Genomic DNA, 22,750 nt, shown 5'->3' with positions numbered 1-22,750 from the left:
CGCTTTATTAATCTAGGGTAATTTCAAGAGCCAAGCCTCTTAACTCATGAACCAATACGTTGAATGATTCAGGAATATTCGGCTTAGGAAGGTTTTCACCTTTTACAATTGCTTCGTAAGCTTTTGCTCTACCAATTACGTCATCAGACTTCACTGTCAGGATCTCCTGAAGTACGTGTGATGCACCGAATGCCTCAAGTGCCCAAACTTCCATCTCTCCGAAACGCTGGCCACCAAACTGAGCTTTACCACCCAAAGGCTGCTGCGTAATCAATGAGTATGGTCCGATTGAACGGGCGTGCATTTTATCATCTACCAAGTGACCCAATTTCAGCATGTATGCAATACCTACGGTAATTGGCTGATCGAATTTCACACCTGAAAGACCATCGTAAAGGTAAGTACGACCATATGCTGGTAGACCTGCCAATTCCAATTCGTGAGAAACTTCTTCCATCGAAGCACCATCAAAGATTGGCGTAGCATATTTCTTATCCAGTTTCTGTCCGGCCCATGCCAATACAGTTTCAAAGATCTGTCCGATGTTCATACGAGAAGGTACACCTAGTGGATTCAATACGATATCCATTGGCGTTCCATCCTCTAGGAATGGCATATCCTCGTCTCTTACGATTCTTGCTACGATACCTTTGTTACCGTGACGACCTGCCATCTTATCACCCACTTTCAGCTTACGCTTCTTAGCGATGTAAACTTTCGCAAGTTGAACGATACCAGCTGGAAGTTCATCACCTACTTCTAGAGTAAATCTTTCTCTCTTGAAAGTACCAGCAATCTCATTTCTTGAATTGATGAAGTTTTTCACCAAGTGGACGATCAACTCATTCACATGAGCATCATTTGTCCAGTCATCAAGAACGATATCAGAGATTAGGTTAGCCTCTTCCGGAACATTGTAATTGCTCTCATCTCTATAAGGATTCTTAGCAGGGAAAAGATTATTTTCAATGTTTTTAGCATTAAACTTCTGGCCTTTCGTGATGATTTCATCACCAAATTTATGCTTAACGCCTTGTGAAGTTTTACCATCAAGGATAGTCACCATTTTATTGATCATTCGGGCTCTAATAGCCAAAAGATCTTTGGAGTATCTAGCTTTCAGTTTTTCAACTTCAGCTTTAGCTTTAGCTCTGACATCCTTATCTTTCTTAGGTCTAGCGAAAAGCTTAGTCTCAATCACAACACCGTTCAAGGAAGGTGAAGCTTTCAAGGAAGCATCTTTTACGTCACCAGCTTTATCACCGAAGATTGCTCTGAGCAATTTTTCTTCTGGAGTCGGATCAGTTTCTCCTTTTGGAGTGATCTTACCGATGATGATATCGCCTTCTTTTACCTCAGCTCCAATCGCAATGATACCATGCTCATCAAGATTTTTAACTGCTTCTTCAGAAACGTTAGGGATTTCAGAAGTCAATTCTTCTTCACCTCTTTTCGTATCACGGACTTCCAGTTGGAATTCTTCTACGTGGATTGAAGTAAAGATATCTTCTCTTACTACTCTCTCAGAGATTACGATAGCATCCTCAAAGTTGTAACCTTGCCATGGCATGTAAGCCACTTTCAAGTTTTTACCAAGAGCAAGCTCACCGTTATTAGTAGAGTAACCTTCTACCAATACCTGACCTTTTTTCACTTTCTGGCCTTTCAGCACCAAAGGAGTAAGGTTGATAGTAGTATCCTGGTTAGTTCTTCTGAATTTGATCAAGTCATAAGACTTATATTCGTCTGTGAAATTCACCAAAAGCTCATCATCAGTCAGATCGTATTTGATGACAATTTTCTTAGCGTCCACATAATCTACTACGCCACTTGCTTCCGCAATGATGAGAGATCTAGAATCTACAGCAGCTTTTGCTTCCAAACCAGTACCTACGATAGGCGCTTCAGCTTTCAATAAAGGAACTGCCTGACGCTGCATGTTTGACCCCATCAATGCACGGTTGGCATCATCATGCTCCAAGAATGGAATCAAAGATGCTGCAACAGATACAATTTGGTTAGGAGCAACGTCCATATAGCTAATTTCAGATGGCTCCAATACTGGGAAGTCACCTTCAAATCTCGCTTTTACTTTTTCATTGATAAACTTGCCAGTCTCGTCCAAAGGAGCGTTTGCCTGTGCAATGTTGTGATCATCTTCTTCTTCAGCAGTTAGGAACAATACATCCTCAGCTTTCAAGCTTGCTTTGCCGTCCTTCACCTTACGGTAAGGCGTTTCAAGGAAGCCCATTGAGTTCACTTTTGCGTGAACACAAAGAGAAGAAATCAAACCAATGTTTGGACCTTCTGGAGTTTCAATAGTACACAAACGACCGTAGTGCGTATAGTGAACATCTCGAACCTCGAATCCTGCTCTTTCTCTGGATAGACCCCCTGGACCCAAAGCTGAAAGTCTTCTCTTGTGAGTCAACTCTGCCAATGGATTGGTTTGATCCATGAACTGAGAAAGTTGGTTGGTACCAAAGAAGGAGTTAATCACGGAAGAAAGCGTACGTGCGTTGATCAAATCGACTGGTTTGAAGTCTTCATTGTCACGAACGTTCATTCGTTCCCGGATCGTTCTTGCCATTCTGGCCAAACCTACACCGAATTGGCTGTAAAGCTGCTCGCCAACAGTTCTTACTCGTCTATTGCTCAAGTGGTCAATATCATCGACTACTGCCTTAGAGTTGATAAGTCCAATTAGGTATTTTACGATGTTGATAATATCTTCCTTAGTAAGAACGATTTTATCTGAATCGATGTCAAGACCTAGTTTCTTGTTGATTCTATAACGACCAACTTCACCTAGATCATAACGCTTATCAGAGAAGAACAAGCTATGAATCACCTCACGAGCAGTAGACTCATCAGGAGCTTCAGTATTTCTCAACTGACGGTAGATAACTTCCACAGCCTCTTTTTCAGAGTTAGAGCTATCTTTTTGTAATGTATTATAGATGATAGAGTAATCAGCCACGTTCACATCTTCTCTATGGAGAATGATGCTCTTCGAGCCTGAATCCAAGATCATTTCAATGTCTTCGTCTGTAAGTACAGTATCACGCTCAAGCAATACCTCATTTCTATCGATAGAAACTACTTCACCAGTATCTTCGTCAACGAAATCTTCTACCCAAGTTCTTAGAACCCTTGCAGCTAGCTTACGGCCGGCTACTTTTTTCATTGCTGATTTCGTAGCATTGACTTCTTCAGATAGCCCAAACAGATCAAGAATATCTTTATCAGAGCCATAGCCAATTGATCTTAGCAAAGTAGTTACAGGAAACTTCTTCTTACGATCGATGTAAGCATACATGACATTATTAATGTCAGTCGCAAATTCAATCCAAGATCCTTTGAAAGGGATAATTCTGGCAGAATAAAGTTTCGTGCCATTTGTATGCTTGCTTTGCGCAAAGAATACACCTGGAGAACGGTGAAGTTGTGAAACAATAACTCGCTCAGCACCATTAATTACAAATGACCCTTTCTCGGTCATATACGGAAGATTACCTAAGAATACTTCTTGCTCAATCGTTTCGAAATCTTCATTATCCTCATCATGGCAAAGTAATCTCAACTTTGCTTTCAACGGTACAGAGTAGGTCAAGCCACGGTCAATGCATTCGCTCACAGAATATTTCGGTGGGTCTACTGCGTAATCAATGAATTCAAGAGTAAAATTTTCTCTGGAATCACTGATAGGGAAGTTTTCTGCGAATACTTTAAATAAACCGTCTGCCCGGCGCTTTTCTGCTGGAGTATCCAATTGGAAAAAGTCTTTGAAAGACTGCAACTGAATATCTAGAAAATCCGGATAGCTTTTGACCACCTTAATGGAGGAGAAACTTTTCCTTTCGGTTTGATTCTTGATAGCCAAGGTAGTGTATGTTTATGGTGAAATGTTAATAGCGAAATAATTCTATTTTCGCTTAGAATAATGCAATTTTAAACCCGTGCATAAACAGGAAAAGACCTGACTAAAATAGTCAGGTCTTAGGTGTGAACCCCAACCTAATAGTTGCGGTTCAGCAAATTATTTGATCTCTACTTCAGCACCAGCTTCTTCCAAAGACTTCTTCAAGCCTTCAGCTTCGTCCTTAGCTACACCTTCTTTCAATGCTTTAGGAGCAGAGTCAACTAGTTCTTTAGCCTCTTTAAGACCAAGACCTGTCAATTCTTTTACAAGCTTAACAACTGCCAGTTTAGATCCACCAGCAGCTTTCAAGATCACGTCAAAAGTCGTTTTCTCTTCTTCAGCTGCAGCTTCTCCAGCACCAGCACCACCTGCTACAACTACTGCGCCTGCAGCAGCTGGCTCGATGCCATACTGATCCTTAAGGATATCTGTCAATTCTTTAACCTCTTTTACAGTCAAGTTTACCAACTGATCTGCAAGTTGCGTAAGATCTGCCATTGTATTTGAAATTTAATATTTGTTTGAATTATTTTTTTTAACTTATTTTTCTTCTCTATCAGCAAGCGTTTTAAGCACACCAGTAATATTGTTCTGGCCACTTTGCAATGCTGAGATAAGATTCATCGCTGGAGATTGTAGCAAGCCGATTAGATCGCCTAGCAATTCTTCCTTTGACTTCAACTTAGATAACATCTCTAGGTTTTCTTCTCCGATGAAAATATCTGCATCGATAGAAGCGCCTTTGAATGCTGGCTTAGTTGCTTTTTTACCTAATTTTTTTCTAAAATCCAGCAATACATTTGCTGGTAAATTACTCGTCTCTTTTGAGAATAAAATTCCAGAGAATCCTTTCAATGCTTTTTCTGATAATTCAGTAAAGTCAGCATCTAAATTTTCCAGTGCTTTAGTGACCAAGGTGTTTTTGTACACTTTGTACTCCACGCCTTTGTCAAAACAAGCTCTTCTGAAAGCATTCACTTGAGCTACAGAAAAACCTGAAGCATCAGTGATATAGAAGAAAGGGTTTTCCTTAAATTTCTCAGTAAGACCGTCGATTATTATTTTCTTTTCGTCTCTAGTCATGATTAAATTCCTTGAATGCTACCCTTGTCCACTGCTATACCAGGAGACATTGTACTGGATAAATGAATACTCTTGAAATATGTTCCTTTAGAGGATGAAGGCTTTAGCTTAGAAATCGTAAGGATAAGTTCTTTTACATTTTCTTCGATCTGCGCTGCAGTGAAGGATGCCTTACCGATACCAGCGTGAATAATTCCAAATTTATCTACTTTGAAATCGATTTTACCCGCTTTTACTTCTTTTACTGCCTTAGCTACATCCAGAGTAACAGTTCCTGATTTAGGATTTGGCATAAGACCTCTTGGTCCTAATACTCTACCCAATCTACCTACTTTCGCCATTACGTTAGGCATAGTGATGATGACATCAATGTCAGTCCATCCGCCTTCGATTTTAGCTATGTAGTCGTCCAAGCCTGCGTAATCTGCACCTGCTTCGGTTGCTTCTGCTACTTTGTCAGGAGTACAAAGCACCAATACTTTGATGTCTTTGCCTGTACCATGAGGAAGCGCAACAACGCCTCTTACCATTTGATCAGCTTTACGTGGATCCACACCCAAACGGATGTCAAGATCTACGGAAGCATCAAACTTCGTCATAGTAATATCCTTCACGATAGTAGAAGCTGCCTCCAGGGAGTACACTTGGCTTGGGTCGTACTTAGAAAGAGCTTCTTTTTGCTTTTTTGTTAACTTAGCCATTGTTTTTTATTTATACTTCCCAAGGGGCTTTTCCAGATACTGTGATTCCCATGCTTCTTGCTGTACCAGCTACCATTTTCATAGCAGACTCAACTTTGAAAGCATTAAGGTCAGGCATTTTTACCTCCGCTATCTCCTTAACCTGATCCCAGGTTACTGATCCTGCCTTCTTACGGTTAGGCTCAGCAGATCCGCTTTTAATTTTCGCAGCCTCTAGCAACATATTCGCTGCAGGAGGAGTTTTTACAACGAAGTCAAAAGACTTATCTGAGTAGATTGTAATCAATACAGGAAGCACTTGACCCATTTTATCTTGGGTACGTGCATTGTACTGCTTACAAAACTCCATTATGTTCAGACCCTTGGAACCAAGAGCTGGACCTACTGGAGGCGACGGGTTTGCCTGGCCACCTTTCACTTGTAGTTTTAAATAACCAGTGATTTCCTTAGCCATTGCTTAGTCTTGTTTTTCTACTTGTATAAAGTTTAATTCGACAGGAGTATTTCGGCCGAAGATCTTAACCATAACATTAAGTTTTTTCTTCTCCTCAAATATCTCCTCTATTGTTCCGGTAAATCCACTGAAAGGACCGTCCATTACTTTGACAGTCTCTCCGACTATAAATGGTGTATCCAGTTTCTCTGCGAACTCGTCGATCTCTTCAACCTTACCTAAAATACGGTTGATTTCCGACTGACGAAGTGGCTCAGGGGTTTTGGAAGCCCCACCTGAGTTAGATCCTAAGAAACCGATTACTCCCGGAATACTTGTAATTACGTGATTGGCTTCACCGTTTGAGAGATCTGCATTAACTAAAACGTAACCAGGAAAGAAGTTTCTCTCTCTGACACGCTTTTTGCCGTTACGCATCTCATATACTTTCTCAGAAGGTATTAAGACTTCAGGAATAAAATCCCCAATATCCTGTCTGGAAATTTCATTATCCAAATAGGTTTTAGTTTTTTTCTCCTGTCCCGCTACTACTCTGAGTACGTACCATTTATGTTCAGCCATTCTGTAATGTCAATTCAATTAGAATAAATCATAAAACCATTTCATGATGTTCTCGAATCCAAGATCAACCACCCCTATAAAAAGGGCAAAGATCAAAGATGCTACTAACACCAAAACTGCACTATTTTGAAGAAATGAATATTTAGGCCATGTGACCTTATTCACCATTTCATCATAAGATTCTAGAACAAAGTTTTTCAGATTCATAGTGTACTTAACTTACTGGCACGGGCAGAGAGATTCGAACTCCCATCAACGGTTTTGGAGACCGCTATTCTGCCGTTGAACTATGCCCGTGTAAATGAACGCCCCGCTAATGGGAACGCAAAATTAGGTATTGATTACTAAAGAAACAAATGCGATCCCAAAATAATTTGAGATCGCATTGTATAAATAGTCAATCTGTGATTGATGAATTAGTCAAGAATTTCAGTAACCTGACCAGCTCCTACTGTTCTACCACCCTCACGGATCGCAAAACGAAGACCTTTCTCAAGGGCAACCGCATTTAGCAAAGTCACCTCGATAGTCACGTTATCACCTGGCATTACCATTTCAACGTTTTCTGGAAGTTTGATCTCGCCAGTTACGTCTGTAGTTCTAAGGTAGAACTGTGGACGGTATTTGTTGAAGAATGGAGTGTGACGTCCACCTTCTTCTTTAGAAAGAACGTAAACTTCAGCATTGAAGTGAGCGTGAGGCTTCACAGATCCTGGCTTACAGATAATCATACCACGTTTGATTTGTGATTTTTCAATACCTCTTAGCAATAGACCTACGTTATCACCTGCTTCACCTCTGTCAAGAATCTTACGGAACATCTCAACACCAGTTACTGTAGACTTAAGGCCTTCAGCACCCATACCGATGATGTCTACTCCTTCACCAGAGTTGATAACTCCTCTCTCGATTCTACCAGTAGCTACAGTACCACGACCAGTGATCGAGAATACGTCCTCTACAGGCATCAAGAAGTCCTTATCAATTGCTCTTTCAGGAAGAGGAATATAAGAATCGACAGCATTCATCAATTCCATTACAGTTTCAACCCACTTTTCTTCACCGTTCAATGCACCAAGTGCAGATCCAGCGATTACAGGGATGTTGTCTCCGTCGAAATCATAGAAAGAAAGTAGTTCTCTGATTTCCATCTCCACAAGCTCAAGAAGCTCAGGATCGTCAACCATATCTACTTTATTCATAAATACTACTAGTTGAGGCACACCTACCTGACGAGCTAGAAGGATATGCTCTCTTGTTTGAGGCATTGGTCCGTCAGTAGCTGCTACTACTAGTATAGCGCCGTCCATTTGGGCAGCACCTGTTACCATGTTCTTAACGTAATCAGCGTGACCTGGACAATCTACGTGAGCGTAGTGTCTGTTTTCAGTCTGATATTCTACGTGAGAGGTGTTAATGGTGATACCTCTTTCTTTTTCTTCCGGTGCGTTATCGATAGAAGAAAAGTCTCTTAATTCAGATAGACCCTTACTAGCCAGTACGGTAGTGATGGCAGCAGTCAAAGTGGTCTTTCCATGATCTACGTGACCAATCGTACCGATATTAACGTGCGGCTTGGAACGGTCGAATTGTGCTTTTGCCATGCGTGAAAATCCTCAGTTTAAGTTTAAAGATATATTTAATTTTTTTTCTTATTAATCGAAATGAGCCAACGAGGGGATTTGAACCCCTGACCCCTTCCTTACCAAGGAAGTACTCTACCCCTGAGCTACGTCGGCTTAGACTCTTATGCTTTCTTGCGAAAGCAAAGAGCGGGAGACGAGGCTCGAACCCGCGACCTGCAGCTTGGAAGGCTGCCGCTCTACCAACTGAGCTACTCCCGCTTGTAATCTTTCGAGATGATATCATCTCTGCCGCTCTACCTCTAAGTATTTGATCTTTCGATTGATACCTTGGAGAGCTACTTCCATATAAATCTGGTCTTGTCCAGATTTTTTCGCCCTGCAAAATTAGAAAAAAATTTTGCATTAAGGCAATGGTGTGGGGGAAATAGGATTCGAACCTATGAAGACTTAAGTCAACGGATTTACAGTCCGTCCCAGTTGGCCGCTTTGGTATTCCCCCAACTAACGTTACTTTTCGAACCTTTTTGTTCGGCTTTTCTATCGTAACGGATGGCAAAATTAGAGGCTTTTATTAAAGATTCAAAACATGCATTTCAAAATTGATGAGATTTTATCAGTTTTATTTCCAAACGTTTATAAATCAATGCATTAATTTTCATCTTTTATGCTTTCTAGAAAATAGTTGTAATAGGATACCAGCTCGCTATCGACTTCCAGGGCTGCCACCTCACTGATTCTATTTAAAACCTCGGGATTATCTGAAAATCCAAGTAGCCCGAGAAACGCCGCTTTACGAATATAATCTCTAGTATTATTCCTCATCTTGTCTAATAAAAAATTTATAGCTTGGTCTTCACCTGCAGCTGGAAAACGGGTAAAGTATTCACTAAAATATCCTAACAAGTAGTACAAGCCTTCACCCGAAATGGTATTTGCCTGATCAAGAAACCAGCCCCCCTTATCTTCTATCGCATTGATAATATAATAGTCTGCTAAGGGAATCACCATTCTGAAATTTGTCTCCTTCGCGTAATTTTCTATCAGCAATGGGTCAATTTTTTCAACATCACCACTTACCAAGCCCATCAAGGCCGATCCAGCAACCAGATAAGATGAATCCTTGGCGAGTTCTACAAAAGTGTCATAATAGTCATCAGGTGAAAATGCTGAAAGCGCATCTAATGCACCTGCTCTTACTGAATTTCTTGAATCATTTTTTGCAACCTGAAGTACTTTTCTAGCTAATTCCGGGGTATCCTTTAGCCACTCAGGATATCCTTGAAGAATGGACAAAGCAGATTCCCTCACAGACCAAAACTCATCCTCCAGCGCTTCTGCAATTATAGATTCTAATTCTGTTACTGCTCCCCAGATAGCTAAACTATCTAGCGCCTCATAGCGAGCTATTCCAAATTTGGAAGTTTGGAACTGTGCTCGCATTTGATCTGCATTTAACTCCATGGATTTAGTAGCAAGTAGGTTTTTCCCTTCATCAATGAATAGTAACTCTATTGGCGACTCATTATTCAGAGAAAATTGCTGAGAGGCTTTGGTGACCATGAATTTCTTGCTTTTCCTAACTCCCTCTTCATACCAGCTGATTTCCAAGGGAAGTTGATAAAGTGGTGTATCACGCAAATCTTGCAGCTGTTTAATGGAAAGATTAATGTTTGTTGGGTCTGAATAATCCACTTCAACATGAAGATCAGGATGCCCTTTTGCTAAAAACCATTGATCAAAAAACCAATTCAAGTCTTCTCCACTAACTTTCTCTAAGGCTATACGAAGGTCATTCACTTCTACATTCTCAAAAGCATGTTCAGTTAAGTAGTAGTTCAGTCCTTCATAAAAGACTTCTGAACCTAAGTATTCGCGAAGCATGTGCAGAATAGCACCACCTTTTGAATAGCTATGTGAATCAAACATATCTTCAGCATCTTCATAATCGAAGCGAATCAGATTGACTTGCTTTGTCTCTGCTTCCGAAAAGTAATTTTCTGTCTCCGCAATGAGCTTAAGCTTTGCCTCATCTGGCCCAAATTTGTATTCATTCCAAAGGAACTCACTATAATTTGCAAAGCCTTCATTTAACGTTAGGTTTGCCCATGATTCTATTGTGACGTAATCACCAAACCATTGGTGAAATAGCTCATGTGCAATAATGTAATCCATTTCAGAATCTATCGCCTCCCGTTCTGTCATGCGCAATTCCTCCATGAAAACAGACACCGTAGTATTCTCCATCGCACCGGAGACAAAATCTCGGACAACTACCTGATCATACTTAGGCCAGGGATACCTCACACCAAGTAATTCCGAAAAGAAACCAATCATCTCAGGGGTATTTTGAAAAACCTTTTCTGCTCCCTTTTCATATCCTTTTTCTACAAAGTAACCCAATGGAATATCCTCCCAATTTGCCTCCACTTTTCCAAAATCTCCTATAGCAAATGCAGCCAAGTAAGCCGAGTGAGGAAGCTTCATTTCCCAGTGATCCTTTCTAAACCCATTCCCTAAATCTTCCTGTTTGACCAATTCTCCATTACCAATTGAAATCAAGGAATCTGCAACGGTTAATTTTATCAACTGGGTGAATTTATCATTAGGAGAATCGATCGTAGGAAACCACTTAGAGTTATGTGCAGTCTCCCCCTGAGTCCAAATCATTGTTGGCTTATTAGGAATTGTATCCAGAGGATCAATAAAATAAAGCCCTTTGGTGTCTGTAATTGCCTCACTACCACCTCCAGCGTTTCGCTCGGGAAAACCTGTGTAATTTATTCCTATTTGAAAAGTATCAGTTTTAGTTAATTCCCTTGGAAGGTGAATTTGAATTTTCTCCTCATCATATTCATAGTTTAATGACTGCTGCTCTCCACTCTCAAGGAAAAATAATTCCTTTAATTCAAAATCTTGGGCATCGAGCAAAAGCTCTTTAGCTGGAGAGGAATAAGGTTTGATAGTCAGTAATGCTTTCCCTAAAACAGTTTGATTTTGATAATCAAATAACAAGTCCAAGTCAGTATGTAAGATATCAAAGGTCTTAGTAGCCGAAGGTTGATAGGATTCTATAGCTAGCTCTTTTTCTGCAATAAGCCTTTTCAAACCCATACTGTCCGATTTTGCATCTTGATTATCATTGCTTTCAAGGTCAGAAACAGCGACAGATTTACAGGATATTATAAATAGAAGGGAAAAAATCACACAAAGGATAGATAAACACCAAACTGGCCTTTGTTTTAATTCTTTAGATTGATTCATATTTAATGCTTACGAAAAAGAGTCTGTTTTATGGGAAATTGTATATTCGAGTTCAAATTAACATGAATGTTTACAGTTACAATCCAAAATAAAAGCTATTCGGTGGAAAAAATCGATGATGCCTTGCAAGTAAATGGGAAAACAATCGAATGGGATCTTAAGTGGATTTCCGATCGAAAAATTCACCTGATTTCTGAAAAAAAGTCTATTGAAGCTGAATTGATTGATATTGATAAAGCCACCAAATCAATCCAAATCAAACTTGGAAATAAGATTTCTAGCCTTCAGCTCAAAGATAGATTTGACCTACTTTTAGAGCAAATGGGCATGAACAACATGGCTTCGCAAACATTGAAGGAAATTAAAGCGCCTATGCCTGGACTCATTTTAGATCTAAAAGTAAAGCCAGGAGATGAGGTCAAAAAAGGAGAGGTGGTGTTAATCCTGGAGGCTATGAAAATGGAAAATATCCTGAAATCGCCGGGAGATGGAATCGTGAAAGCAGTCAAAGTTTCTCTCAATCAAAGTGTAGAAAAAAACCAAGTCCTGATTCAATTTTAGCTTTTAAGCCTAGCATAATGAATTGAAGAAATTATATTTGTCGGATTATTTTGTCCAGATCGGTCATCTTCCGATTCCTTTTCAGTCAATCAGCTAATTTCATTTTAGTTCTATGCTGGGAAAAATTTGGCTTAAATAATCGCTAAAACAGCGATAACCAACCTCTGAAAAACAATTAAAAACCGATGAAATCGAGCATGACCAAAAAAGTCACACACTGATGATTATAATAAATACTGCGAGATTCCATATGGCCTTTAAAAGACGAATTATAATCATATGAAATACAAGAGAATACTGCTCAAACTCAGTGGAGAAGCGCTAATGGGTGATAAGAGTTATGGCATTGATCCAGTTAGGCTGCAGCAATATACACAGGAGATCAAAAAAGTCCATGACATGGGTGTGGAGGTAGCTATTGTAATCGGAGGTGGAAACATTTTCAGAGGAGTACAAGCCGAAAAGTCCGGAATCGACAGAGTACAGGGTGACTACATGGGCATGCTTGCTACCTTGATCAACGCTATGGCGCTGCAAAGTGCTCTTGAGCAAGGAGGAATGTACACTCGGCTTATGTCTGGTATCAAAATAGAAAGCGTTTGCGAGCCGTTCATCCGTAGAAGAGCTATCCGTCATTTAGAAAAAGGGCGTATTGTTATTTTCGGAGCAGGTATTGGTAATCCATACTTTACAACTGATTCTACAGCCAGTCTAAGAGCGATAGAAGTAGAGGCCGACATCGTATTGAAAGGTACTCGAGTAGATGGTGTATACACCGCAGATCCGGAGAAAGACCCATCAGCCACAAAATATAAAACCATTTCATTTCACGAAGTGTACGAAAAGAACCTCAACGTCATGGACATGACGGCCTTTACCCTTTGCCAGGAAAACAATCTGCCAATCATTGTTTTTGACATGAATGTGACAGGAAATCTAAGCAAATTGGTACAAGGTGAAGAAATTGGTACTTTGATCACTTCTCTTTAAGCTAACTATCATGGAAGAAATCGAATTATACTTAGACGAAGCAAAAGAATTGATGCAGAAAGCAGTAGAACACACTTCTGCTGAACTTCTGAAAATACGTGCAGGGAAAGCAATGCCAAATCTTTTGGATGGTATTATGGTTCAATATTACGGAGCTAACACTCCTTTGAATCAAGTATCTTCTGTAAACACCCCTGATGCCCGAACGCTTTCTATCAAGCCCTTTGAGCGGTCGATGATTTCAGAAATAGAAAAAGCAATCATCAACTCGGACCTTGGACTAGCTCCTCAAAACAATGGAGAGGTAATCATCTTGACTATTCCAGCGCTTACCGAGGAAAGACGTATTTCTCTGGTGAAGCAGGCAAAACATGAGTGCGAAGGAGGAAAAATCTCTCTTAGAACTGTTCGAAAAGACATCAATGATGAGCTGAAAAAACTTCAAAAAGATGGAGCTTCAGAGGATGAAATAAAAAGAGCTGAGGATGTTGTTCAAAAACTAACAGATCAATATTCAACGAAAATAGATGAGCTTCTTGCGAAAAAAGAAGTGGACATCATGAAAGTCTAATCTTTCAAAACTGAAACAGAAAAAGCCCGGAAATCCGGGCTTTTTCTGTTTCTAGCCACTTTATGCTAGTTGATATTGATAAAGGTGGCAATCCCAAATCGAATTCCTCCACGAAGGAATTTGGCATCTTCAAAGCCAGCTCCCAATTCTACTCGGAATATCCGAAACAGGTTATCCAGCGAGTACCCGACTTCCCAATAATTGGGTGAATTGTCTGTTTTTAGGTAATTGAAGAAGATATTTTCTCTCACTCCAGAGAACCTCAGCATTGGCAATTGGGTGAAAATAAATTTCCTGAATTGGTAGTGAACTATGCCTGAAAAGTACTTGGAATTAGTACTGTATTTATAATAATCCATGAAGCGGTAATTAGAGGCTGGACCAAAATTGGAAAAAATGGTACGGTTTCCTCCGAAGTGCTGAAAATCCGGGAAGTAGACTTGGTCGTTCGATAAAAAGGCTCCAGCAGAAAGGTTGAAATCAAGCTTTCCGCTTACTCCAAAGGTGTAATCATGCTGAACCCCAAGCTCCAAGTGATCAAAATCGGCAGCCGTTCCATCATTACTTATTCCGCCAAATGCTTTGTTGTAAGCTAACTTTATCAAGGGAGAGCGACCCGTTATAGGATACTTTCGGCCATTTCGAATCCCATATTTCACCCCCGGTCGCCATTCCAGCTCTGCATTTAATTTTAGTATATCATGATCATCAAAGGAATTGACGCCTGTCTCCACATTTTCTGGCTGATTTGGAGTATAAACTCTTTCCGGCTTTTTGTAAAAGCTGTAATTATTGGTGTTGAAAAGTTCGGCTCGATGTGCATAGGTCATGTTCACCCGATACGTAATCCCGCCATTTACCCTGTGAGCCCAGTATGCCTGAGCAAAGTCCTGCTCATATAACTTCATATAATTCTGCCTAAAAAGCAGAGAGTAGACTGCGTTTACCTGCTCGTTGATAGGTTCTCCACCATTAAACTGATAGATATATCTTCCACCCCTAATTCCAAAAGTAGTACCCGAGATAGGCAAAGTACTGGACCATCGAAAATCAATTTTTCCATAAAAGCGATTGCTCGAAAATCCGTACCGAAGCTCAGGCTCTATATTAAAGCTTTTGCGATGCCTGCTTACGCTATCAGCCAATTTTGTCACAGACTCTTTCCTATAAAAAAGTCCCAGACCTAGCTTTGCACCTTCCACAGTATTAAAGGAAATCTTGGTCCAATTTTGCTTAAATCCAACTGAAGTCCCCTTTCCTAAACTGTAAGTGGCCCCATTCATAAAGTCAAGAGGTTTGTATTTTCTCCTTGCTTTTTTAGCGACAGAATCCACATCACTCATCTTTGCTACTTCTACTGTCGCCAGACTATCATCCCGATTATATCCATTAATTTCACTCTCTGTCAAAGGTACAGGGCGAATGCTATCCCAATAAGCTTGACCATATTTCTTGGCCATAGAGTCCACCTCATAATAGCTTTCCTCTATCACCTCTGGCTCATCCCGCTCTTTCAGCGATTCTTTCTCATACTCATTCATGAGCTTACGATATTCCTTCCGGGTCTTGGGTTCCTCTTTAGCTAGCTGCTCTAATGCAGAAACAGACTTGTTAAACCCAACTATCTCATCTGGCACTTCCTGCACTTTTTCATCTATAATCTCAGGGACCACTTCCAAGTCAGGATTCAGCTCAATTTCATACTCTCTGGTAGACGCCAGATACTTGAAGTTGCCTTCAAAACCAAAAATCTTACCTCCAAAATCATAGGTGTGAGTCAGTGGCATCCACACGTTTTCTGCTACAGGAGCATATTGCTGCTTTGCTGTAATCTGAAAGCCAAGTAAAGAAGTCTGCAAATTCAAACTATGAATTGCCCACAAGTCTTCGATAATATAAATGAATCCTTCAAAAACCTGCTCGCCTCTGGATCTTGGAGTGACTTTAATCTTGCTGACCATCACATCCTGGTCAAAAAAGCTTCCTTCGTATTTAAATTTATAATAGATAAATGCCGAACGGGAAAGGGGTGAAATAATCCCATTAATTTTCTCTTGATAGAACGTAGTTTGAATATATGGTGCAGGAGATGTGGATTGATTATCTCCATTCGTACGAATAGAAATCACCCTTTCTTCCACTTTGTTTGGCTGAGTAAAGGTGATTCTGGAAACTGACTCTGAGGTATATGCCTCATTGAGTTTGAAGCCCTCTTTTTCTATAGTTTTTTTAAGGAAAAAAGGAGCATCGGTAAGCTTGCCGGTTCCTTTGAGATAAACCGTCATACTATATTTCTGAATTTGAAGTCGGTGGTATTTAGCTTTTGCGATCGCTTTTCGCATAATAGTCAAAGCAGGATCTTCCGCTCCAGCCCTTACTTCCACTTCAGCCAGTGTATATTCTTGCGGCTCCATCACAAAATCTTTTGTAATCCATTCATCTGTCACGATAATGGTTTCAAGTTGAGATTTGTATCCTAGGTATTGGATCAGCACGTCATAAACACCTTTTGGAAGCTTGTATTCAAAACTCCCTTCTTCATTTGTCGGTACTCCGTCTCCTAAATTTCGAATATAAACTGATGCATAGGCTAAGGGTTGCCCATCTGCAGATCTCACGGTTCCTTTGATTCCTTGTGCCAAAATAGAACGCTCAGCAACTAAGAATGTTAGTAACAAAAAAACAGATCGTATAAAAATCTTAAAGAATAATCGCATAAATTAAAATATGGCACTAAATATAACTGATTAACTAAGGTTGAATATAACTTCTTAATATGATTTAAGGATTAAAAACGCTAACCAGTTATCCAAGTATATACACAGTACAATTTTCACTTTTTATTAGTCTTCCTTCGTTACCCGACCTCCCGTTGTTTACTTGAAAGGATTTTGAGTTTCCAATAATCCCAGATTGAGAAAAATTGAAAAATCAATTTATCAAACTACCACCTCCAACGTGAGGAATTAAGAAGCAAAGAGGAAAATTCAAAAGAAAAATTCACCATCTAGGCTTTGCCTTTCCAAGGTGAAACGTAGGCTAAATTATTAAAGTTTAGACCCTCTTGACATGAAAAACATCTATTAGGTTATCATTTTAGTATTCAGTTCACAGTACTAACTAAATAAAATGGCCTTTGTCTTAAATCGGTAGTCTTAGTGACTCTTGTCTTTTCCAAAAAAAACCTACTTAAGCAATTTCACCTCATCGATCTGAATTACCTCTAGTGAATCACTATTTTTTGCATAAATCAACCAAGTAAGATCCTTGACTGATATCTTTTTGATCCCTCTCACATCACCTCGAATTTTGAGTCGGTTTTGAGGGTCAGCCCTGAAATTCCCAAAAGAATCTCCTACTAAAATCTGCCCCCAACTCCCCTGATAAGCCCCATAATAAGGTGATGCACCAGTTTTGTTACCCCCTAATACCAAATCGAGATGTCCGTCCTGATTCACATCTACCACCTCAATCGCCTCAAGTGGTGCAAATTGAGCCTCCGCAGGCAAATTTTGAATGCGGAAATCCAGACCGTCTTGATTTACCAATACGATAGATTCAAACATATGGGCTTCGAGGTATTTCGCCTCCTTTGCATTTAAATAAGACAACAATTCCTGTACACTCTTTCCTGCAAAATCCCGGTAGCGTAAAAACTCTTTTTTGAGGATTGGCATTTGCTTTACAAGCTCATCTTTAGAAGCTACCGTATAATATTTTCCTTCCACTGGATAAGAAATAATCTGCTCTGAAGTTCCATTTTGGTCAAAATCATTTACAATCATTTTGACAGGCTCCGTTTTGGAGGCTTTCAAGCGACTATTCAAGCCCAAATTTCCAAGCACCAGATCTGGAAAACCATCCCCATTTAGATCTTCTGCAGCAATTGTATTCCACCAACCTTTTGATTTTTCCAGTCCAAATGAAATGGTCTCATTAATTAATTTCCCTCCTCGATTCATGAAAATGCTGATTGGCATCCATTCTCCTACAACTATCAAATCGAGATTTCCATCTAGGTCTAAATCTTCCCAAACCGCATCCTTTACCATCCCTATCCATTCCAAATCTGGAGCAATTTCCTTCGTTCGGTTTACATAGTTATTTCCTCCTTGATTTTGGAATAAATAACTCTTGGGGCTGTATCCATATTTACCAGCCACGTTTCTGCCTCCAATCATCAAATCCACCATTCCGTCTCCATTAAAGTCCGCCGCTTCGACAACTGAAACCTGGGTATTAGGCTCCAATTCTACTAGTACTTTTTGATTAAAAACCCCCTTACCGTTATTGAGGTAGATTCGGGTAGACTTTCCTTTATCATTAGCGATTTGGATATTACCTCCCCTTCCTACTAATAAATCCAAAAATCCATTTCCATTACTATCAAAAAAAATCGCACTTACATCCTCCAAATTAGAGTCTTCATCCAATAAGGCTTGATGCAATCGATAAAATCGACCGTCTTTGCTTTGAAGAAACACCGCCCCTGACTGCCCAGAAGCCCCGCCAACAAAAACGTCTTCCATACCATCTCCATTCAAATCTCCTACGGCTAAAGCAGGGCCCTCTTGCGATAATTTATGCGGCAGCAAAGGCTCAGTGTTAAAATCATTAAATTGATTTTCAATGTGTTGAAAATCAAGACCGGTAGACTCTTTATCCAACATCCTCAACACTGAACCTTTTGAATTTTCAGAAGTTTGGGAAGTATAGCTCGCATTTGATTCATCCAAAACAAGCGTGTCATTGGCTTTGATATTCTTCAGAGTTTCTGATTTACCGCTCGACCAGGTAACTTTTAGAGAATCTACGTACTGCAAATTTCCCAATCCAAAATGGACTTCTGGGGCAATGGAGGATTGAAATCCTCGACTGGTAAAATTTTCCTGAACTTGGACCTGATCTTGGTAATACAACTCTACCCTGGCTCCAATACCAAATTGGTTTAAACCCAAGCCCTTGAATCTCAACTTTAGATAATTTACGGTTTTACTACTGTCAGAAAACTGCCCCAATCTGTTTTCATAAATTCCAGCAGATTGGTTGATATTGTTAATAACCAAATCTAGATCCCCGTCATTATCCAAATCCCCATATATCGCTCCATTAGAAATACCTTTACCGAAAACGCCCCATTCCTTGGAAACATCTGTAAACGTCAGATCTTTATTGTTTTTAAAAATAAAATTATCGACCTCTCCAGCAGGCATTTTTCCAGCTAGCGCAAGATCACTCATGTCAGGTTTGTTTTGCAATCCATCTTTTATTTCAGGATTGGTCACAAAATTCATATAATCCAGGTCGTTGGGCCTTCGAACTATTCCATTGGAAACAAATAAATCTTTCCAACCATCATTATCAAAATCACCAAACAATGCTGCCCAACTCCAATCTGTCGCATAAACACCTGAGTATTGCCCGATTTCCGAAAACGTTCCATTGGAATTATTCAGTTGAAGGCTGTTTCTAGATACTTGTCTTTCAAAACCAAACCCCAACTTGAGTTGGTAAACTTCTTCACTATCTTCTCCTGTTGACATTTTTTGAATGATCTCATCCCTAGGCAACATATCCATGGTGATAAAGTCAATCCATCCATCATTATTAAAATCTGAAAAATCACTTCCCATCGAGAACCTACTACTGTAATTGACACCGGAGGATATTTGCTCTTTAAATGTCCCATCTTTCTGATTGATATAGAGGTAGTCATTCTCATTGAAATCATTTGAAACATAGATATCTGGCCATCCATCGTTGTTAATGTCCGAAATACCAATCCCCAAACCATATCCGATTTTACTGGAAAAAATACCCGCTTCCCGTGTGATTCCGGTAAACTTCTTTTCCCCACTTTCCAAGTTGTTTCGATAGAGTCTGTCCCCCGCAAACCCATCATCATAATACCTAGACTCAGCACCTCCATAACTCCTTTCGGTGTGCACAGCATGATTCAGTAAATACATGTCCAAATCACCATCTTTATCGAAATCAAAAAATGCAGCTTGCGTGCTGAATCCTTGGAAATCCAAACCATATTCTTCCGCACTTTCCGTAAAAGTCAAGTCACCGTTGTTGATATATAGCTCATTTCTCCCAGCTACTGTTTTCCAATTCCCCAACCGACAAACGTAAATATCAAGTAATCCATCTCCGTTGATATCGGCCATAGAAACTCCAGTTTTCCACGGCCCCTCAGATGACAGCCCAGCTTGGGTGGTGATATCTTCAAAAACCATCTCTCCCTTATTCAAATAAAGTTTATTAGGCCCCTGATTAGAAGAAAAGTAGAGATCAATCAGTCCGTCATTATTGATATCTCCAGCTGAAACCCCACCTCCATTATAAAAATACAGGTATTCAACAATATTAAACTCTTCTGTCTCGATCAGCGCATTGATAAATTCAACACCTGTTTTATCTGGAGGAAGACTTGCAAAAAGTGATCCCTGCTGCTGTAAATCAGGTTTTTGCAAACATGAAGTCAGAGTGAAAAGCGTAAAAATGAAAAAATGAAAACTGGCATTTTTCATTGGTATAAATTGTTTCATCATCCACTTGAAATGCCCAAACTAAACTTTTCCTGAAGTAGGTAATTGTGCAGATGGATAAATCGCCACTTGGATCATTTTTGGCTCAATTAGATGGGTTTTGCTCTTGAGACTGGCTTTTTTCAAATTCTTCTTTAAGCCTCTTCTCTACCTTTAAATCCGTGAAGACAGCTTGTACAAACTGTTCATCTTTGACAAACAAGTTGATTCTTCTTTTACCATCAATTTTATAGTATACTTTACCTTGGGTAGGATGATTGAGTAATTCAAAATCATCACCGTAAGTCAATTTATATTTTTCTAGGACTTTTGGGAGGAGACTTTCAGCCCAATAATGTTTGTTCCAAGGTGCCCAAGCCACATAAGAATAGAGGACAGGCATTTCATAAATTTTTTCGTCTATGAATGTCGGAAAAAATCGCATGCTAACTTCACTGTCATATTCATCCACAATTCTGTACTCTACATTGGTGGATCCGCCAGGACCTTGAGTAATTTTTTGTTGTTTGTTCAATTCAGTGCAATGATCAAAAAAGTCTTTTTGGGGCATGCCTAAATAAAAACCTAAAAACAAGTTATCTGATTCCAAAGGATAATCCTCAGAGGAATTAAAGAATGAAGAATCACAACTCTGAAGGCCAATGCTCAGAATTATTAAAGAAAATAATTTGGTAAAATATCTTCGCATGGATAAATGGGTCATAAACAACTACGGAAATTCTCTCTAAGCATCTGATATGCGAGATGGAGGAATTAAACGAATTTGAATCTATTTTTCAATCTTATTTAAAACAAATTTGGAGTATAAAGCTCTTAAAAAAAAAGCAAGCTGAAATTTCAGCCTGCTTCTTAGTCTGTATTGAATACTGATTAATTGTATCCAGGGTTTTGTTGTAATTTTGGATTCGCAAGTAGCTGAGGCTGAGGAATAGGGAATAATTCCAAATAGCTTCCAGGAGAGTGAACTTGCTTTGGCCTATTCATACCTTGAAAAGGCCACCAAGCATCGCCATACTTTTTGAATCGGATTAAATCCTGTCTTCTAGTCATTTCGACATACATTTCCCTACCTCTTTCCGCAAATAGGTTTTCTTCGGTCAGAGAAGTGAATGGATCAAGGTTGCCGGCTCTGTCTCGAATTTGATTCACCAAGGCTAATGCTTCAGTGGTTTCCCCCATTCTGAACTTAGCTTCAGCAAGTGAAAGAATGGCATCAGATAGCCTGAATATCACAAAGTCATTACTCATGTTATCAGTGCCTCCCATTTCAAATTCGTATTTAGCAATTCTGGCTCCGGCTTGACGCAACCCTCCTGGAGAGATCTCATTTAGGTAAGGCATGAATGTCAGAGGTGGGCCATTTGGATCGCCGTTTCTTCCAGTTGGATCTGTAGGTTCAACTCCCGGATCTTCCAATGTTGTACCATCAGCTCTAAATTGAGGTCCTACCAAGAAATTGCTTAATCTTCCGTCTATTGTCCCAGTGGATTGTTCTAAAGCCAATCCCTTCCAGACAGGACCTTGAATACCTGGATTTTGAGCCGGATCAACGTATGAGTTATAAAACTCTTCAACTGTCTGATAGCCATTCCATGGCTGTTGGGTAAGATTGAAGGTAGACTGGCTTACTATATGTAGTGTCATCATTACCCAGTTAAAGCCACCAGCAAATACCTTATCATAAGGATAGACGAAGATATTTTCGGTGGATTGACTGTTGTTTATTGCAAAATTATTTCGGTAAGATGGCATCAAGCTGTAAATACCGCTATTAATAATCTCTGAAGCATCTGCAGCAGCTAGAGCCCATTGAGGTGAGCCTGTGTATACTTCTGCATTGAGATAAAGTTTCATTCGGATCATTAAAGCACTCCATTTGGTCATCCTCCCATAAGTAGAACCATCTTTGGCTACCGGTAGCAATGGAATGATTTCATTGAGTTCACTCAATATAAAATCATAAACTTCCCTCCTAGGTTTGGTATCAGGAGCCTCCTCATCAGTAAAATCTGTTACGATAGGAATATTTCCAAAAGCGTCCATTGCCCAGTAATAATAAAGCGCGCGTAACGCCCTTAGCTCAGCTATAAACGCCTCAGAGTTAGGGTTGTCCAGTGTTTCAAAAGAAAAGATCAATCTATTGCAGGTATTGATTCCACCAAAAAGGAAATTCCAGGAATTCTGAAAGAAAGGATTATCGCTTTTGAATTCGTGTTGGTGCAATTGCAAAAGAACTCCTCCGTCAAACCAGTCTCCCCCTTTATGGGATACAACAATTTCGTCAGAGGCGATTTCATTGATTGACCAAAGTCCAGAGTGGTTCCCTAGTCCTCCTAATGAGGTGTATGCTTGTCCAAGTGCAGAAATAAACTCTTCATCTGTTTGGAAAAAGTTATCTGCTGTGACAGTACTATAAAGCTCTTCTTCTAAATCGACACATGATGAGGCGAAATAACTCATTCCTAGGCAAATCAAGAAGTATCGTATGTTTAGTATTTTTTTCATG

The 22,750-nt window shown here is 39.8% G+C and carries 16 protein-coding genes and 4 tRNA genes; 3 read left to right on the top strand and 17 right to left on the bottom strand.

Annotated features, from left to right (window positions below; genetic code table 11):
- Window positions 1–7: 7 nt before the first annotated feature.
- The 13 genes from rpoB to ACPUEN_RS17915 all read right to left on the bottom strand — a co-directional run bounded on the left by rpoB (window position 8) and on the right by ACPUEN_RS17915 (window position 11,568).
- The gene (rpoB, locus tag ACPUEN_RS17975; RefSeq protein WP_425637335.1) at window positions 8–3,883 is read right to left on the bottom strand and encodes a DNA-directed RNA polymerase subunit beta; all 3,876 of its coding nucleotides are present in this window, start codon (window positions 3,881–3,883) and stop codon (window positions 8–10) included.
- A gap of 156 nt (window positions 3,884–4,039) precedes the next feature.
- Window positions 4,040–4,420, bottom strand: a complete 381-nt coding sequence (rplL, locus tag ACPUEN_RS17970; protein WP_092894643.1) for a 50S ribosomal protein L7/L12 — start codon at window positions 4,418–4,420, stop codon at window positions 4,040–4,042.
- A 42-nt stretch (window positions 4,421–4,462) separates the two neighbouring features.
- The gene (gene rplJ / locus ACPUEN_RS17965; protein ID WP_425637334.1) at window positions 4,463–5,005 is read right to left on the bottom strand and encodes a 50S ribosomal protein L10; all 543 of its coding nucleotides are present in this window, start codon (window positions 5,003–5,005) and stop codon (window positions 4,463–4,465) included.
- Between the two features lie 2 nt (window positions 5,006–5,007).
- The gene (gene rplA, locus ACPUEN_RS17960; RefSeq protein ID WP_233753882.1) at window positions 5,008–5,706 is read right to left on the bottom strand and encodes a 50S ribosomal protein L1; all 699 of its coding nucleotides are present in this window, start codon (window positions 5,704–5,706) and stop codon (window positions 5,008–5,010) included.
- A gap of 10 nt (window positions 5,707–5,716) precedes the next feature.
- On the bottom strand, window positions 5,717–6,160 hold the full coding sequence (gene rplK, locus ACPUEN_RS17955; RefSeq protein WP_425637333.1) for a 50S ribosomal protein L11: 444 nt from the start codon (window positions 6,158–6,160) through the stop codon (window positions 5,717–5,719).
- A gap of 3 nt (window positions 6,161–6,163) precedes the next feature.
- Window positions 6,164–6,721 carry a transcription termination/antitermination protein NusG gene (nusG, locus tag ACPUEN_RS17950; RefSeq protein ID WP_111611442.1) on the bottom strand — a complete coding sequence of 186 codons (558 nt, stop codon included), beginning with the start codon at window positions 6,719–6,721 and terminating at the stop codon, window positions 6,164–6,166.
- Between the two features lie 18 nt (window positions 6,722–6,739).
- A complete protein-coding gene (secE, locus tag ACPUEN_RS17945; RefSeq protein WP_086500235.1) occupies window positions 6,740–6,928 on the bottom strand; it encodes a preprotein translocase subunit SecE in 189 nt (62 codons plus the stop codon).
- Between the two features lie 16 nt (window positions 6,929–6,944).
- A tRNA-Trp gene (locus ACPUEN_RS17940) sits at window positions 6,945–7,018 on the bottom strand.
- Between the two features lie 119 nt (window positions 7,019–7,137).
- Window positions 7,138–8,325 carry an elongation factor Tu gene (tuf, locus tag ACPUEN_RS17935; RefSeq protein ID WP_425637332.1) on the bottom strand — a complete coding sequence of 396 codons (1,188 nt, stop codon included), beginning with the start codon at window positions 8,323–8,325 and terminating at the stop codon, window positions 7,138–7,140.
- 63 nt (window positions 8,326–8,388) lie between these two features.
- Window positions 8,389–8,460, bottom strand: a tRNA-Thr gene (locus ACPUEN_RS17930).
- A gap of 32 nt (window positions 8,461–8,492) precedes the next feature.
- Window positions 8,493–8,565, bottom strand: a tRNA-Gly gene (locus ACPUEN_RS17925).
- Between the two features lie 158 nt (window positions 8,566–8,723).
- Window positions 8,724–8,806 (bottom strand) — tRNA-Tyr (locus tag ACPUEN_RS17920).
- Window positions 8,807–8,955: 149 nt separating this feature from the next.
- Complete coding sequence (locus tag ACPUEN_RS17915) at window positions 8,956–11,568, bottom strand: M1 family aminopeptidase (protein ID WP_425637331.1); 2,613 nt, start codon at window positions 11,566–11,568, stop codon at window positions 8,956–8,958.
- 66 nt (window positions 11,569–11,634) lie between these two features.
- Between ACPUEN_RS17915 and ACPUEN_RS17910 the strand changes: the two genes are divergently transcribed.
- The 3 genes from ACPUEN_RS17910 (at window position 11,635) to frr (ending at window position 13,690) form a co-directional block, all read left to right on the top strand.
- Complete coding sequence (locus tag ACPUEN_RS17910; protein ID WP_425637330.1) at window positions 11,635–12,129, top strand: acetyl-CoA carboxylase biotin carboxyl carrier protein subunit; 495 nt, start codon at window positions 11,635–11,637, stop codon at window positions 12,127–12,129.
- Between the two features lie 279 nt (window positions 12,130–12,408).
- Window positions 12,409–13,119 (top strand): UMP kinase, encoded by a 711-nt coding sequence (gene pyrH, locus ACPUEN_RS17905; RefSeq protein ID WP_111611438.1) that lies wholly within the window; start codon window positions 12,409–12,411, stop codon window positions 13,117–13,119.
- Between the two features lie 10 nt (window positions 13,120–13,129).
- Window positions 13,130–13,690, top strand: a complete 561-nt coding sequence (frr, locus tag ACPUEN_RS17900) for a ribosome recycling factor (protein ID WP_425637329.1) — start codon at window positions 13,130–13,132, stop codon at window positions 13,688–13,690.
- Between the two features lie 65 nt (window positions 13,691–13,755).
- On the opposite strand, the gene ACPUEN_RS17895 is transcribed toward frr, so the two are convergent.
- The 4 genes from ACPUEN_RS17895 to ACPUEN_RS17880 all read right to left on the bottom strand — a co-directional run bounded on the left by ACPUEN_RS17895 (window position 13,756) and on the right by ACPUEN_RS17880 (window position 22,749).
- Window positions 13,756–16,407, bottom strand: coding sequence for a DUF5686 and carboxypeptidase regulatory-like domain-containing protein (locus ACPUEN_RS17895; RefSeq protein ID WP_425637328.1), 2,652 nt, complete (start codon window positions 16,405–16,407; stop codon window positions 13,756–13,758).
- 468 nt (window positions 16,408–16,875) lie between these two features.
- On the bottom strand, window positions 16,876–20,226 hold the full coding sequence (locus ACPUEN_RS17890) for an FG-GAP-like repeat-containing protein (protein WP_425637327.1): 3,351 nt from the start codon (window positions 20,224–20,226) through the stop codon (window positions 16,876–16,878).
- Between the two features lie 103 nt (window positions 20,227–20,329).
- A complete protein-coding gene (locus tag ACPUEN_RS17885) occupies window positions 20,330–20,818 on the bottom strand; it encodes a hypothetical protein (RefSeq protein ID WP_425637326.1) in 489 nt (162 codons plus the stop codon).
- Window positions 20,819–21,114: 296 nt separating this feature from the next.
- Entirely contained in the window at window positions 21,115–22,749 is a 1,635-nt protein-coding gene (locus tag ACPUEN_RS17880) for a RagB/SusD family nutrient uptake outer membrane protein (protein WP_425637325.1), read from the bottom strand.
- Between the last annotated feature and the right edge of the window lies 1 nt (window position 22,750).

The sequence above is a fragment of the Algoriphagus yeomjeoni genome (assembly GCF_049821175.1).
Classification (GTDB): Bacteria; Bacteroidota; Bacteroidia; order Cytophagales; family Cyclobacteriaceae; genus Algoriphagus; species Algoriphagus yeomjeoni_A.
The sequence above is the reverse complement of the archived record's forward strand: the minus strand, read 5'-3'. Positions and strand labels throughout refer to the sequence as shown.

Bases quoted from the DNA above. Each gene is read 5' to 3' on its own strand.
- rplL (WP_092894643.1), bottom strand. From the start codon at position 4,420: ATGGCAGATCTTACGCAACTTGCAGATCAGTTGGTAAACTTGACTGTA.
- rplJ (WP_425637334.1), bottom strand. From the start codon at position 5,005: ATGACTAGAGACGAAAAGAAAATAATAATCGACGGTCTTACTGAGAAA.
- rplA (WP_233753882.1), bottom strand. From the start codon at position 5,706: ATGGCTAAGTTAACAAAAAAGCAAAAAGAAGCTCTTTCTAAGTACGAC.
- rplK (WP_425637333.1), bottom strand. From the start codon at position 6,160: ATGGCTAAGGAAATCACTGGTTATTTAAAACTACAAGTGAAAGGTGGC.
- nusG (WP_111611442.1), bottom strand. From the start codon at position 6,721: ATGGCTGAACATAAATGGTACGTACTCAGAGTAGTAGCGGGACAGGAG.
- secE (WP_086500235.1), bottom strand. From the start codon at position 6,928: ATGAATCTGAAAAACTTTGTTCTAGAATCTTATGATGAAATGGTGAAT.
- tuf (WP_425637332.1), bottom strand. From the start codon at position 8,325: ATGGCAAAAGCACAATTCGACCGTTCCAAGCCGCACGTTAATATCGGT.
- ACPUEN_RS17915 (WP_425637331.1), bottom strand. From the start codon at position 11,568: ATGAATCAATCTAAAGAATTAAAACAAAGGCCAGTTTGGTGTTTATCT.
- ACPUEN_RS17910 (WP_425637330.1), top strand. From the start codon at position 11,635: ATGTTTACAGTTACAATCCAAAATAAAAGCTATTCGGTGGAAAAAATC.
- pyrH (WP_111611438.1), top strand. From the start codon at position 12,409: ATGAAATACAAGAGAATACTGCTCAAACTCAGTGGAGAAGCGCTAATG.
- frr (WP_425637329.1), top strand. From the start codon at position 13,130: ATGGAAGAAATCGAATTATACTTAGACGAAGCAAAAGAATTGATGCAG.
- ACPUEN_RS17895 (WP_425637328.1), bottom strand. From the start codon at position 16,407: ATGCGATTATTCTTTAAGATTTTTATACGATCTGTTTTTTTGTTACTA.
- ACPUEN_RS17890 (WP_425637327.1), bottom strand. From the start codon at position 20,226: ATGAAAAATGCCAGTTTTCATTTTTTCATTTTTACGCTTTTCACTCTG.
- ACPUEN_RS17880 (WP_425637325.1), bottom strand. From the start codon at position 22,749: ATGAAAAAAATACTAAACATACGATACTTCTTGATTTGCCTAGGAATG.